This window comes from Cetobacterium sp., from assembly GCF_048470075.1.
In the GTDB taxonomy this organism is placed as follows: Bacteria; Fusobacteriota; Fusobacteriia; order Fusobacteriales; family Fusobacteriaceae; genus Cetobacterium_A.
Genome location: NZ_DBGBQB010000026.1, coordinates 1 through 15,677 on the forward strand (window position 1 = coordinate 1; position 15,677 = coordinate 15,677).

Genomic DNA, 15,677 nt, shown 5'->3' on the forward strand with positions numbered 1-15,677 from the left:
CCTATAAAGGATATAAAAAATAGTGACACTATTGATATGGGAAGCCTTGCTATTCAAGGGGAGTATATTTTTGATATCTGGGGAAAATTTGATGCCTTAGAAAAGCAAGCCCAATATTCAAAACTAGCTTCACAGCTTAAAAGTGAATGGAGCACACTCACTATTTCAACAACAGTTGCCAATCTTTATGGAAAATATATTCTACTTACTAAAGAATCTGATATTTTAGAGAAAAAATTAGAGATTGCTAAAGAGGTTTTAAATTTTCAAAACATACTTTATCAAACAGGACTTGGAAATAAAGAGAACATCTTAAAGGCAGATAACAATGTTAACTCTCTTGTACAAAAAATTGCTGAAATTAAAAATCAAAAAAATACTTTAAAAAATAGTTTCTATGCACTTGTAGGTCATGTAAAATCGGAAAATATTGATAGAATATTGTCTCAAATTGATTCTAACTCCCCAGATTTCACATATTTTTTAGATATACCAGAGTATATTGATTCAGATATTGTTGTAAATAGACCTGATGTTAAATACTATTTAGCTTTAATTAATTCTCAAAGAGAGAATTTAAAATCTTTAAAGGCTGACTTCTATCCTAGATTCTCAATCTCTGGAAAATATGAGTATCAAAATATAAATATTCAAGACCTTTTAAAGGCACATAGCACTTTATGGGAACTTGGCCCTAGCTTATATTTACCTCTATTCAATAGAAATAGACTTATACAAAACTACAATATAGGTGGGGTAGACCTAAATATTTTTATTGAAAACTATAACAACAATCTTATTAAAGCTTACCAAGATATCAATAACAATCTTAATGCTTTAAAAACATCAAATGCCAATAATAGATTAGAGAAGAAAAACTATACAAATTCAGAGGCTACTTATAGCGATAACAATACGCTATATAATATCGGTAGTATATCTAAACTTGAGCTTTTGAATCATCAAAATAATCTACTTGATGCAGAGTTAAATTATTTAGAAAACAGTTTTTCTCTATATACAAATCAAATAAATTTAATTGGGTCCCTTGGTGGTTACTATAAAAATGAGGTGAAATAAATTGGAAAATACAAATCAAACTTTAACTAACAATGAGAAAAAGACGGATAACAAAAAAGAAGCAAGAAAAAAAATGGGCTTATTCCTTTTAGGTGTTCTTATTATTGGAATACTATATCTGCTTTATTATTTAATTTTTTTAAAAGGATATGAGGAGACTGAAAACGCATATATTCATGGTAATCAAGTCTCAATAACAACTCAGGTCAATGGAGTTGTAAATGAAATCAATGTTGAGGATACTCAGTCTATAAAAATGGGAAATCCCGTTATACAGTTGGATACTATCGACTATGAAATAGCTTTAAAAAATGCTGAAACAAAACTGGCTGACGCTGTTAGACACTACTATATTTTACAAAACAGTGTGAAACTTAATGAGGAAAATGTTGCTATTGCTAAGGCCAACCTGGTTCTGGCTGATAAAACTTTAAAAAGAGAGACTATTTCAAGTGGAGCTGGAATAACTAGTAAAGAGAATTTTGATACTACTAATTTTAAATATATTAATAGCAAAAATAGTTATGATCAAAGTTTAACTAATTTAGAAAATAGTAAAGTTCAGGCTTTCAGTGAAAATATCTATTCACATCCCACTGTTGTTGCCGCTATTGAAAATTTAAAAAACGCTTATTACAATTTAGAAAAAACAAAAATTTTCTCTCCTATATCTGGAGTTATTGCACAGAAACAAGTTGAGCTGGGACAGCAAGTAAGAGCTGGACAAACACTATTTACTGTTGTTGACTTAAACTCCACTTGGGTTAATGCAAACTTTAAAGAGACTCAGATTGGAGATATTAAACCTGGGAACTCTGTTAAAATTGTGAGTGATTTAAATGGAAAAACTTATAGAGGAGTGGTTTCTGGTATAGCTGCTGGTTCTGGTAGTGCTTTTGCTTTAATCCCAACACAAAATGCCACTGGAAACTGGATTAAAATTGTCCAAAGAGTTCCTGTACGTATTGATTTTGATAGAGAAAGTTTAGAAAAAAATGGACTTTTACCTATTGGAACTAGTTTAACAGTAACAGTTAATACAAAAGAAAATGTTGATATACCAAATCAATTTAAAGAGCAAAAATCAGAGCTTTATAAGATTGATGAAAACAGATTAAATATCTTAATTGAAAAAATAGTTAAAGACAACAGCTTTTAAGGAGGTTCTGTACTATGAACTCGTCAATTATTTTTGCCACGATAGCTTTAGCTATTGGTTCATTTATGAATGTCCTTGATATGACTATTGTTAACGTTTCTTTGAGTCATATTGCTGGAGATTTTGCTGTAGCTCCAGATCAAGGTACTTGGGTTATAACTTCCTATGCTGTTGCTGAAGCGATATTTTTGCCACTTATTGGGTGGTTGACTAAACGTTTAGGTATAATTAAACAATATTTGGGTGCAACCTTACTTTTTACTCTGGCTAGTATGCTTTGTGGTATCAGTCCCTCATATAGTTTTCTTTTAACTATGAGAATTTTACAGGGGATTGTTGGAGCTAGTATGATTCCACTATCCCAAACTCTTATGCTACAACTATATCCAAAGGAGAAAAAAGGAATTGCTCTAGGTATATGGTCTATGACCATTGTTGTCGCTCCAGTTGTAGGTCCTGTTTTAGGAGGTTGGGTAACTGATACAGCCTCTTGGAGATGGTGTTTTTATATAAATCTACCCTTTGGAATTATATCTAGTTTAATTGTTTATTATATTTTTAAAAAAGATATTGCTAAAGAAAAAACAGTGAAAGAACCTGTTGATATAGTTGGATTTATATTTTTAGCTATTGGTGTTGGTTCTTTACAGCTTATGTTAGATAAGGGAAATGATTTAGATTGGTTTTCCAACTCAACAATTATAACTCTTAGTATCTTGGCTTTTGTTTTCCTTATACTTCTGGTCATATGGGAATGGTATCATGAATCCCCTGTGGTCAATGTCCGTCTATTTTTAGATAGGAACTTTTGTGTGGGGTCTTTCTCATTGATGTTCTCTGTCCTCGCCTATTTTAGTGGTGTTGTAGCCATACCACTATGGTTACAAAACTATATGGGATATACGGCTTATATAAGTGGAAAATCCACTTGTACACTGGGATTAGCTATCTTAATGGTCGCTCCTATATTGGGGAAAAAAATTGACTTTTTAGATTCTAGAAAAGTGGCCGCATTTGGATTCTTTATTTTGGGAATATCCACTTTTTTAACCTCTAATTATTCCCCGCAGATAACACCACAGTATATTGGATTAACAAGATTTTTTAATGGTTTTGGGGTAGGTATATTCTTCATATCCTTAAACACTCTTACTCTATCTAATATAAGTAACGAGAACTTGGCTAGTGCCTCTGGAATATATAACTTTATGAGAAATATTGGTAGTAGTTTGGGAACATCTTTGGTTATTCCAGCATGGAATCATACAATGGCCTTTCATCACACTATGATGGCCTCTGTTATAACAACAGCTAATCCAAATATAAATAGTGCAATTAGTGACTCTGCTCAAGCATTAGCTATGATTAATCAGCAAGTTGTCGTTCAATCTTCTATTATGGGTATCAATGATGTTTTAATAGGTAGTGGAGTTATCTCCCTACTATTGATACCTTTTCTTTTCTTAGCAAAATCTACTAAACCAACAACATAATATGGAATAAAAATTGCTTATTAATATATAGTAAGCAATTTTTTATTTTAATGGAGGGTATATTATGAAAAGTTTATTAAAAAATGGTTTGATTTTAACTGATGAGGGATTAGTTAAATCAGATATTATCATTGAAAATGGTATTATTAAAGATATCAGTAGTTCATCATTTAATAATTTTGATGGAGTTATATATGATTTTTCTAATAAGTTTATTATCCCTGGTGGTATTGATGTCCATACACACTTTAATATTGATGTTGGTATAAACTCCATAGATGACTTTTATTCTGGAGGTATTGCTGCTATCCATGGTGGAACTACAACAATTATTGATCATCCTGGTTTTGGCCCTGATAGATGTCCCCTAGATTTTCAAATTAAAAACTATATGGAATTTGCAAAGATATCCCCAGTTGATTACTCTTTTCATGGAGTTCTTCAACATGTACCAAAAGATATGGAAGAGCAGATGTTAAATTTAAAAAAGCAAGGTATCACAAGTTTTAAGCTATATATGACCTATACATATTTGATGAGTGACTATAAAATTTTAAAAATCTTTGAAATCGCTAAAAAGTTGGATGTTGTAATCTGTGTCCATGCTGAAAATCATGGAATAATAGAGTTTTTAAGAGAAAGATATGGTGAGGAGGGCTTAACAAAACCGATATACCACAGTAAATCAAGACCTGATTACAGTGAAAGCGAAGCTGTTCATAGACTGTTAGTTTTAGCAAAAAGTCTTGCCTTTGAAAAACTATACTTTGTTCATATATCGTGTAAAAAATCTTTAGATATTCTTCAATCTTATAGAGATAATGGAATGAATTTTTTTGTTGAAACTTGTCCTCAATATCTTGTTTTAAATGACTCCTGCTATCTTGAAGAAGCTGGAGAAAACTATATTCTAAGTCCTCCTCTCAGAAAAAAAGAGGATAATATAGCTATTAAAAACTCCATAAATCTAGGTTATATAGATGTTGTTGCCACAGACCATTGCTCCTTTTCTCTTCAGGATAAGTCCAGAGGTAAAGATAACTTTTTAATCTGTCCCAATGGAATTCCAGGGGTTCAGGAAAGAGTCCCTATAATGTTCTCTGAATTTCTTAAAGGAAATATAACTGCTAAAAGTTTTTTAAATACTTGTTCTTTAAATCCAGCTAAAATTTTTGGTTTATTTCCTCAAAAAGGAGCCTTAAAAATTGGAAGTGATGCTGATATTGTTATACTTACACCTGAACCTTTTAACTTTACTAAGCCCATATCTAAAGCTAATTACAGCCCTTTTAAAAACTATGTGTCTCTAGTTAAAGTGGACTCTGTTTTTATTAGAGGTGATTTAGTTTTAGAAAATGGTTCTCTAATAGATAAAGATTATAGAGGTGTATTTTTAAAAAGAAAATAGTGTAAAATGTAAAAGGAGAGAAATAAAGCTTCTCTCCTTTTTAAATTATCTCTTATAAGCTGTTTCTTTTAATGGAAGTGATGTTCTAAACTTTCCATCATATTTATAGTACGCTCCTTGAACTGCTGGAGCTGTTGGAATTACAACAATCTCCCCTACCCCTTTAGCTCCATATGCTAAATCCTCTGTATTTTTCTCAATGATTATAGATTCAATCTCTGGAACATCTGTTGACCTTAAAAGTCCAAGCGTTCCAAATTTTGATTTTATAACACCTTTCTCAACTTTTAGGTCTTCAGTTAAGGCATATCCTAATCCCATTACCACTCCACCTTCTATTTGACCCTCTACATTTTTAGGATTTATGGCTTTTCCAACATCATGAGCTGCAACAACTTTCTTAACTTTTCCGTCGTCGTCTAAAACGACAACTTGAGTTGCATATCCATAGGCCACATGACTTTTTGGATAATCTTTTTCAGAGTTCATTGGGTCAGTTATTCCTGAATACTCTCCCATAAACTCAACTCCTTCCAACTCACTTAAAGAGTTTTTACTTAAAGCCTCTTTTAATTTTAGAGCTGCCATCTTTGCCGCTTCCCCTGTAAATACAGTCTGTCTTGAAGCTGTTGTCGTTCCTGAATTTGGTGTTCTCTTTGTACTTGGAGCTTCAACTACTATATCTTTTGGTGTTAATCCTGTTGTCTCACATACCATCTGTAGGGCTATTGTTCCAACCCCTTGTCCTATACAAGCTGCACTGGTTCTTATATGAACCTTTCCCTTCTCCACTGAAAGTAAACATCTTCCAATATCAGGTAATCCAACTCCTATTCCTGCATTTTTAAAGGCACAAGCTATACCAACTAACTTATTGTTTTCATATGTGTCTTTAACTGCAAGTAAAGTTTCTTTCAATGCTGTTCCTTGGTCTGCAACCTGCCCATTTGGTAAAATCATTCCAGGTTCTATAGCATTTCTATAACGAATTTCAAAAGGAGATATTCCAACTATCTCTGCAAGTTTATTTAGATTACTCTCTATGGCAAAGGCTGATTGCGTTACTCCAAATCCTCTAAAAGCCCCTCCTATTGGATTATTTGTATATGCTGCTATCCCCTCTATATCTATATTCTGATAGTTATAAGGTCCAGCTGCATGAGTACATGCTCTTTGAAGTACCGGTCCTCCCAAAGATGCATAGGCTCCTGTATCAGATAAAATTCTTGCTTTCATTCCTAAAAGTTTTCCCTCTTTATCACATGCTGTTGTCATCTCTATTTTCATTGGATGTCTCTTGGTACTCACCACTAAACTTTCCTGTCTATTTAGTGTAACTTGAACTGGAACTTTTAATTTCCAAGCTAATAAGGCCGCATGGTGCTGAACTGACATATCCTCTTTTCCACCAAATCCTCCACCAACATAGCTACTCTCCACTTCAACTTGACTTGGATCAAGTCCTAAAAGTCTTGAAACCTCTCTTTGTTCATCATAAACACTTTGAGAACTTGTTATTATTTTTAGACCATTCTCTTTGGGAATTGCTGTGGCACTTTCTGGCTCTAAATAAGCATGTTCTGTGTATGGAGTATAGTATGTGTTTGTAACAACATATTCAGCCTCTTCTATAGCTTTTTCTGCATCTCCTCTTTTTAAAACCTGTTTAAAAAGTAGATTTCCCTTTTCATGAATTTTTGGTGCACCCTCTTTTAAGGCTTCCTCTGGATCAACAATAGGCTCTAATACCTCATATTCAACCTTTACTAACTCCTTAGCTCTCTTTAAAATATCTTTGGATTTTGCTCCTATTAAAACTAAGGCATCTCCCATATATCTAGTTATTTCACCCTCATCTATTAAAGCGTCCCAATCAGATATAAAAGAAAGATGTCCTATATTTCTATGTCCAGGTACATCTTTTGCAGTTACAACTCCCAAAACACCATCCATTTTCTCAACTTCACTTGTATCTATTTTCTTTATTAGGGCTCTTGGATAAGCAGTTCTTACCGCTCCTCCAAATATCATTCCAGGGACTTTTATATCCTCTGCATATTTTCCATCTCCCAATGTTTTCTCTTTTGCATCAATTCTAAAAGTATTTTCTCCAACTAAACCTTTACACTCTACCTTTGGAACAACCTCTCCATTTCTAAAAAGTCTTGCTGCTTCCTTTATAGCCTTCACTATTTTTACGTATCCTGTACATCTACAGATATTTCCACGTAATGCAGCCCTAATCTCATCCTTAGTAGGGTCCAATGTTTTTAAAAATAATCCCTTTGCACTGACAACCATTCCAGGAATACAAAATCCACATTGAACAGCACCCTCTTTTGAAAAAGCATAGGCAAAAATATCTCTTTCATACTCTGTTAGTCCCTCTACTGTAAATACATTTTTTCCTGCCACTTTCTCCGTTGTAAGTAAACAGGCTCTAAATGGTTTTCCATCTACCAGAACCATACAAGCACCACAAGCACCCTCACCACATCCATTTTTTACAGCTATAAAATCCATCTCATCTCTTAAAAAATCTAAAAGATTTTTATTTTTTTCTGTTTCTATAACTTTTCCATTTATAGTTATTTTAAACATAGAGTCCCCCCATTTATCTCGGTATTGATAATGCTTTTGTAGGACACTTCGATGTGCAAACTCCACATCCAAAACATCTCTCTATATCTATAATTGCTTTTTTATTTTCAATCTCAATAGCCTTATATCCACAGACTATCTTACAGATTCCGCACCCTATACATTTTTCTAAATCCACTTTAGGAGGAACTGTCATATAGTTATTTTCTTTTATATTTTCCATATGTTTTATTGTCAGTCCTCTTATTTCATCTAGTGAACTATACCCATGTGCATCTAGCCAGTTATTAGTTTCTTTTGCGATTCTACCAAAAGCTTTTGGTCCCTCTATTATTCCTTGAGTACAAACTTGAACTGCTGTTGCTCCAGCCATTACAAACTCTATAACATCCTCCCCTTTTGTAATTCCACCCACTGCAAAAATAGGGATTTTTACCGCTTGAGCAAGTTCATACACAACTCTCATAGCTATCGGCTTTATTGCTGCTCCTGACATCCAACCATATCCACTTTTACTTCCCATATGTGGTTTTCCAGTTTCTAAATCAATCGATAAGCAGGGCCCAACTGAGTTTATTGCAACTAATCCGTCCGCTCCCGCTATTTCCAAAGCTCTAGCTACATCTCCTAAATTCTCAACCCCTGGAGATATTTTCATAAACACTGGCTTTTTTGTTAGCATTTTTGCCATTTTTAAAGTATTTAACATGGGTGTTAAATCTCTTCCAACATAGTGACTTGAAATCTCATAAGCATCTGCAAATTTATCAACCATAGGTATCAACTTTTTTATATCCTCTTTTGCATAACCAAGACCTATGATAAGAGGCTCTCCCTTAATTTTACACTTCTCATATTCCTGCTCTACCCAGTGCTCTGGAGATAGTTCTGACCATAGCTCTGTATTTAAGAAATGGTTTCCTTTAAAATCATACATGCATGGTTTTGGAATCTCTGCTGCCTCACTTGAAATTGTCTTTGCAACTACCCCTGCAGCTCCTCCCTCAATCGCTTCCTTTATAGCTTCAGCATCCTTAGATGGGGGTCCAGCAGCCACAACCACTGGATTCTCGTACTCTAGTCCTGCAAAATTTACTTTTATATTAGCCATATTCTATTCCTCCAAAATTTATTTTTTACTAAGATTATCTTTAGGTAAAATTAAGTTAAGTACTAATGATAATAAGGTTGACACAACTACACTTGATCCAAATATTAATCTAAACATAGGTGGAAATGAACTAATCGCTTGTGGAACTTGACCTATTCCAGCTCCCATTGCTACTGATAATCCCACTATTACCATTGTTCTTGCTGTTATTCCACTCTTACTAATTACCTGTATTCCTGTCATTGTTATCATTGAAAATACAATTATTGTTCCTCCACCTATTACAGCAGATGGAATAGTTCCTATCAAAGCTCCCAATTTAGGTATAAATCCAGCTACTAATAGAAATAAAGCTGCTAAAAAAATCACAAATCTACTAACCACTTTAGTTAACACTACTAAGCCAACATTTTGTGAATAAGTTGCTGTTGGAAATGAGTTAAATACAGATGAAAATATCGCTGCGATTCCATTTCCTATAACTCCACCTGACAACTCTTCATCTGTAACATTTCTATCTAAAGCTCCCATTGTTATTGCTGATAGATCTCCTACAGCTTGTATCGCTGTTACTAAGTACATAATAACCATAGCTAATATTGACCCAAACTCAAACTTTGGAGTTCCTAAAATAAAAAGTTTAGGGAAAGCAAACCAACTTGCTTTCATAACTGGAGAAAAATCAACTATACCCAAAAAAACAGATACTATATATCCGAATAACATACCTATTAATATTGAGGAAAGTTTTGTAAATCCCTTTGTAAACTGATTAAAAAATAACACAATAATTAGAACACTAAAACTTATCCCCCAATTTAAATAAGACCCATAACTTTGGCTTCCAACTCCTCCAGCCATATAATTAATTCCTATTGGAAAAAGAGAAAGTCCTATTGAAAAAACAACTGTTCCTGCTACTAGTGGTGGAAAATATTTTCTTATTTTTTTCAATCCTAATCCTATAAATATCGATGAAATTCCACCTATTATTTGAGCTCCAAATACAAGTGGAATGTTTACTGAATTTCCAGAAATAATTGATAAAACGGTAGGTAAGAAACCAAAACTAACTCCCATAACAACTGGTAATTTTGCTCCAATAACGACTCCATTAGTTATTTTTAGAGGATATAGCTGAATTATTGTCGCTATTCCTGCAGCAAACATTGCACATTGAATCAAAACAGTAGTTATCTCTAAATCTAATTTGGCAACTCTTGATATTATCAAAATAGGTGCTATATTTCCTACAAACATAGCCATAACATGTTGAAATGCTAAAGGAAGAGCTTCTAATAATGCTGGCTTTCCATCTATTTTAAATAATTCGGTCTCTTTTTTTGCGATAATCTCTTTCTCTAACTCTAAACTCTCTTCTAGTGAATTTTTCATAAATTCCCTCCGTTTTTAAACTTTTAGTCTCTTAACCACATTTTTTTTGAAACTATTCTTGAGTTTTTAAAAACCTCTTTCTCATCTAGTGTTAATATCTTTCTGTCTCTCATAATCACTTTTCCAGCTATAACTGTTGTTATTACATCTCTTCCCATAACCCCAAATAGAAGATGACTGTTATAGTTATCCTGATCCATCTCTGTTAAAGGGTCATAATTTACTATGATTATATCTGCCCATGCCCCCTCTTTTAAAACTCCCAATGTACCTTCAAAATATCTCTCTGCTATTTTTCTATTGTTTTTAAAAAGCATTGTCGGTATCTCTACCCAAGCAACTGAAGGGTCTCTCTTTTCATGTTTATGAATCAAATTCCCAACTTTTAAAGATTCAAACATATCACTTGTATAGCCATCAGTTCCCAATCCTAAATGAATCCCCCTTGAATACATCTCCAACACTGGGGCACATCCAACAGCATTTCCCATATTGGATTCAGGATTATGTACCACATTTGTCTTTGTATTTTTTAAAATCTCCATCTCATTTTCATTGATATAGATACAGTGAACACCTATTGTTTTCTCACCTAAAATATTAAACTCTGAAAGTCTTTCCACAACTCTTTTTCCATATTTTTCCAATGAGTTATTTAAATCTTCAATACCCTCAGCAATATGTACATGATATCCAATATCTAAACCCTCAACAGCTTTTTGGCATTTTTTTAAAGTCTCATCACTCAATGTAAATGAGGCATGAAGTCCAAACATCCCTCTTAACATATTTTGCTGACTCTCTTGGCATTTTTTTATAAATCTAATATTTTCTTTTATTCCCTCATCGGCAATATCTAAACCATCTCTGTCTGAAACTTCATAGCATAGGCAACTTCTAATTCCCACCGCCTCAGCAGCTTCGCCAATAACATCCAAACTTCCTGTTATAGAGTTTGGTCCAGCATGATGATCAAATACAGTTGTAACTCCATTTTTTATAGAATCTATATATGTTGTTAAAGCGCTATACTTTATGTCCTCATGATTTAATTTTTTATCAACTTTCCACCAAAGATTTTCTAAAATCTCTTGAAAATCTTTTGGTGCTTTACCAGAGGATTTCATTCCTCTGGCAAAAGCACTGTAAATGTGGTGATGTACATTGATAATCCCAGGCATAATAAGATTTTCCTTAGCATCTATAAACTCCTCATTGGGATATTTTTGCTTTAAAACATCACTCTTTCCCACTTCTACAATTTTTCCATCTTTTATTAAGACTCCACCATTTTCAAAATATGGGTTCTCTTTATCATGAGTAATCACTCGTCCATTTCCAATTAACATAAACCCTCCTCTATTTTTTTCTGATAACTTCCCCTGCTAAGACTTTATGATAATCACCGTTCTCTATTACTACATTTCCATTTATCAATACGTAATCTATCCCTTTAGGATATTGTGTTGGGTCAACATATGTTCCTTTATCAGTAACCTCTTTCATATCTATAACAAGGACATCTGCAAAGTATCCCTCCTGTATAACTCCCCTATTTTGTATTCCAAAAGCTGTTGCAGCTTTTTTTGTCATTTTAAAAATTGCTTCCTCTATTGTTAAAACCTCTTGCTCTCTAACATATCTTCCTAGAACTCTAGGAAATGAACCATAGGCTCTAGGATGAGGTTTTCCATTTAAAAGTCCATCAGTACACACATTGTGTTCTGGTCTTTTTAAAATTTTAATAATATGCTCCTCTAAACCATAAAAATCAACCATACCCACTGCATTTTCCTCTTCTAATAAAAGATCAAAAGTTGCATTATAAGGGTCTTTTCCTCTAATCTTTCCTATCTCTAAAAGATTTTTTCCTATTAAATCACTATTTTTTTTAGTTTTAACAGAGGTTACAAATATCTGATCCAATCCTGCAAATTCCACAAAGTTATCCCAACCAGGGATTCCATTTTCCATATCATGAATCATTTTATCTCTACACTCTTGGCTTTCAAGTCTTTTCATCAACTCATCTGTTCCACCGGCATGGGCCCAAGGAGGCAGTATCACCCCTAACATAGTGCTTCCTGCCGCATATGGATACTGATCAAAAGATACCTCTATCCCCTCTTTTTTAGCTTCTTCCAGTAAATTCAACATCTCATCTAGATATTTCCAGTTATTTTTTCCACAAACTTTAAAGTGAGAAAAATGTATCTTTACTCCAGATTTTTTTCCTATCTCTATAACCTCTTTCATGGAGCTAACTATTGTATCTGCTTCACTTCTTTGATGAATTACAAACACACCATCAAACTCAGCTACAACTTTACACATCTCAATAATCTCTTTAGTTTCTGAGTAAGCACAAGGTATATATATAAGTCCTGTGGAAAGTCCTAATGCTCCAGCTTCCATCTCTCTTCTCGTAATTTCACACATCTTTTCAATCTCTTCATCTGTTGCTGGACGACCATCTAGTCCCATAGCTTCCATTCTTATGTTTCCATGGGGAACTAAGTATGCTTCATTTAGTCCCACACCATTTTCTTCCATCATTTTTAGGTAGTTATCTGTTGTTTCATACTCCCAGTTAATCTCATCTGATTCTCCATCTAATCCTGCAATATTTTTTCTCCAAGAGCTTATATATCTCTTAGGTAAAGGAGCCATAGAGATTCCATCCTGACCTAAAACTTCCGTTGTAATTCCCTGTCTTATTTTTATCTCATTGTAGGGATTCACAAGAATCATTAAGTCTGAGTGACTATGAGTATCTATAAACCCTGGACAAACTATTTTCCCAGTGGCATCAATAACTCTATCTGCCTCTTTATCTACTTCCCCAACTGACTTTATTATGTTATTTTCAATCAATACATCCCCTAAAAATGGTGCTGTTTTGTCTCCATTTACAATAGTTCCATTTTTTATTAATATTTTCATATATATCTCCCTTCCCTATTTTTTATAAAGAGATTTTAAAATTCCATAGTACCCCTCTGTTCCTTTTATCAATTGCTCAATCTCTATATGTTCATCTATTGTGTGAGCTAAGTTCTCTCTTGATGGTCCAAATCCAATTGTTGGTATCTTTGCCTCTCCCGCATAGTGTGATCCATTTGTACAGAACGAGTATTGAGTTATTTCTGGATTTAATCCCACTGATTTTAATCCCTCATAAGCTATCTTTGTAAACTCATCATCCTTTTCATATAGCCATCCTGGGAAAAATCTCTCTCCCTCTATTGTATTTCCTGTATAACAGTTCTCTTTTCCAACTGAGTATGATACCTTTATCTTCATCTGTGGATCAGCTTTCATAAGGTTTTCTGCCAACTCCTGTAATGGTTTTATTACGCTCTCCATTGTTTCTCCAACCAGAAGTCTTCTATCATATGTAGCTCTACAATACTCTGGTACCACTGAAGCCCCTGGATATGGTGCTGATTTTATATCCACAAGTTCTAAGATTCCTTTTCCTAATACTGGGTGTACTGGGGGTTCTAATTTATTTATCTCTTGAATTACTGTGGCCATTTTATATACCGCATTTATTCCCTTATCTGGATTTGCTGAGTGAGCGGGTTTTCCAAATGTCTCTACCACAATCTCCCCTCTTCCTCTTTGACCTATCTTTAAGTTAAGCTCTGAACACTCCCCTATTACAACATAGTCTGGTTTTACAGCTTCACTTATTTTTCTGGCTGCAATTCCTTCAAAACACTCCTCATGTACTACTCCTGCTACATAGATCTCCCCTTCAAAATCTTTGTCACAATCTTTTGCAAAATAGGAGCATGCTGATATCATAGCTGCCACTTGCCCCTTCATATCTGATGTTCCTCTTCCATATATTTTCCCATCGGATATAGTTCCATCAAATGGTCCAAATGTCCATTTACTCTTATCTGGAACAGGAACAGTATCAATATGTCCATCAAATAGTATTTTTTTACCTGGCTTTTTACCTTTAATTTTTCCAATTATATTTCCATACTCATCTACAAAATACTCATCAAATCCAAGTCTATCAAAGGCCTCTTTTATTACCTCTACAACCTTTCCCTCCTCCCCTGAATAACTTGGTGCTTTTATTAAATCCTGACATAACTCTATTACTCCAGCTTCTCTCTCTTTAGAAAACATTTTTTCCTCCTAAAAAATTTTATTATTTTCAATTAAATTATTTTGTACACTCTCCAAACCAAACTATATCTCTATATTTCTTTGGATCTGTATCTCCCTCTGTACTGAATAACAATACTTTTGAATCCCCATTAAGCTTTAACTTTTCTCTTAACTCTCTGTACTCATCATTTGTCATAATCTCATAAAGAGCTCCCATAGTTACAGCTCCAGACTCTCCAGATTTTACTCTTTGGTCTCCATCTAAAGGATTTCCTAATATTCTCATTCCATTTGCTGCACTCCAGTCTGGACAAGATAAAAACGCTGAACTGTGATTTTTTAAAATCTCCCATCCAATAGTGTTTGGTTCTCCACATGCTAATCCAGCCATTATTGTTTGCATAGCTCCACCTACAAATCTTGGTTTCCCATCTTTTGCTAAAGCTGATTTATATAGACAATCTGCCAAATCTGATTCAGCTATAACTGTTACTGGGCAATCTTTTCCATATATTGAAGCAAAAACTCCTTGAACTGCACCAGCTAATGATCCCACTCCAGCTTGAACAAATATATGAGTTGGTCTATCCACACCATAACTCTTCAGTTGTTCGATAGCTTCCAATGCCATAGTTCCATATCCTTGCATAATCCAAGCTGGAATCTCCTCATATCCTTCCCATGCAGTATCTTGAATTACAACTCCATTTGTCTCTTCAGCATTTTTAGCCGCAAGTCTCACTGCATCATCGTAGTTCATATCTGTTATTGTCGCTTCTGCTCCCTCTTTTCTAATATTTTCAAGTCTTGTTATAGATGACCCAAAAGGCATATATACAACTGATTTTTGATTTAATTTATTAGCTGTCCAAGCGACTCCTCTTCCATGATTTCCATCTGTTGCAGTATAAAAAGTTACATCTCCCAATTTTTCCTTTATATCCTTAGAAGTTAATTTTTCATATCCTAAATTAGATATGTCCTCTCCCAATCTAGAAGCCAGATACTTAGCCATAGCAAAAGACCCACCTAAAACTTTAAAAGCGTTTAATCCAAATCTATATGATTCATCTTTAACGAAGATTCCACCTAAGCCAATACTTTTAGCCACATTTTCCAACTTAGCCAGTGGAGTCTCTTTATATTGAGGGAAGCTACTATGAAAAGCTTTAGCTTTTGCAACTTCCTTCTCAGTTAAAATATCTAAGCAACTCTCATAGTTATCACCTTTTTCAATCTCATTAAAGGCATATTTAATTTTATTTTCCATATCTCACTCCTTATTAGTTTTATCTTCACTTT

At 33.9% G+C, this 15,677-nt stretch carries 11 protein-coding genes; 4 read left to right on the forward strand and 7 right to left on the reverse strand.

Going from position 1 to position 15,677, the window contains the following annotated elements:
• The 4 genes from ACMOUI_RS00890 to hydA all read left to right on the forward strand — a co-directional run.
• On the forward strand, positions 1-1,080 hold a 1,080-nt coding region (locus ACMOUI_RS00890), incomplete at its 5' end, for a TolC family protein (protein WP_418963860.1).
• Between the two features lies 1 nt (position 1,081).
• On the forward strand, positions 1,082-2,239 hold the full coding sequence (locus tag ACMOUI_RS00895; RefSeq protein WP_418963861.1) for an efflux RND transporter periplasmic adaptor subunit: 1,158 nt from the start codon (positions 1,082-1,084) through the stop codon (positions 2,237-2,239).
• A gap of 14 nt (positions 2,240-2,253) precedes the next feature.
• Positions 2,254-3,732 (forward strand): DHA2 family efflux MFS transporter permease subunit, encoded by a 1,479-nt coding sequence (locus ACMOUI_RS00900; protein WP_418963862.1) that lies wholly within the window; start codon positions 2,254-2,256, stop codon positions 3,730-3,732.
• 64 nt (positions 3,733-3,796) lie between these two features.
• Complete coding sequence (gene hydA, locus ACMOUI_RS00905) at positions 3,797-5,140, forward strand: dihydropyrimidinase (protein ID WP_418963863.1); 1,344 nt, start codon at positions 3,797-3,799, stop codon at positions 5,138-5,140.
• Positions 5,141-5,185: 45 nt separating this feature from the next.
• Here the strand turns inward: hydA and xdh are convergent, their stop codons facing one another.
• From xdh to dpaL, 7 genes are read right to left on the reverse strand one after another with little or no spacing between them, the layout of a single operon-like run.
• Positions 5,186-7,741: a selenium-dependent xanthine dehydrogenase gene (xdh, locus tag ACMOUI_RS00910; protein WP_418963864.1), complete on the reverse strand. Its 2,556-nt coding sequence runs from the start codon at positions 7,739-7,741 to the stop codon at positions 5,186-5,188.
• A 13-nt stretch (positions 7,742-7,754) separates the two neighbouring features.
• Complete coding sequence (locus ACMOUI_RS00915; protein ID WP_418963865.1) at positions 7,755-8,852, reverse strand: 4Fe-4S binding protein; 1,098 nt, start codon at positions 8,850-8,852, stop codon at positions 7,755-7,757.
• 18 nt (positions 8,853-8,870) lie between these two features.
• On the reverse strand, positions 8,871-10,247 hold the full coding sequence (locus ACMOUI_RS00920; RefSeq protein WP_418963866.1) for a uracil-xanthine permease family protein: 1,377 nt from the start codon (positions 10,245-10,247) through the stop codon (positions 8,871-8,873).
• Between the two features lie 23 nt (positions 10,248-10,270).
• Positions 10,271-11,596 carry a putative aminohydrolase SsnA gene (ssnA, locus tag ACMOUI_RS00925; protein WP_418963867.1) on the reverse strand — a complete coding sequence of 442 codons (1,326 nt, stop codon included), beginning with the start codon at positions 11,594-11,596 and terminating at the stop codon, positions 10,271-10,273.
• A 10-nt stretch (positions 11,597-11,606) separates the two neighbouring features.
• On the reverse strand, positions 11,607-13,190 hold the full coding sequence (locus ACMOUI_RS00930; RefSeq protein ID WP_418963868.1) for an N-acyl-D-amino-acid deacylase family protein: 1,584 nt from the start codon (positions 13,188-13,190) through the stop codon (positions 11,607-11,609).
• A 15-nt stretch (positions 13,191-13,205) separates the two neighbouring features.
• Positions 13,206-14,393, reverse strand: coding sequence for a YgeY family selenium metabolism-linked hydrolase (locus tag ACMOUI_RS00935; RefSeq protein ID WP_418963869.1), 1,188 nt, complete (start codon positions 14,391-14,393; stop codon positions 13,206-13,208).
• Positions 14,394-14,430: 37 nt separating this feature from the next.
• Positions 14,431-15,645, reverse strand: coding sequence for a diaminopropionate ammonia-lyase (gene dpaL, locus ACMOUI_RS00940; RefSeq protein WP_418963870.1), 1,215 nt, complete (start codon positions 15,643-15,645; stop codon positions 14,431-14,433).
• Positions 15,646-15,677: the final 32 nt, after the last annotated feature.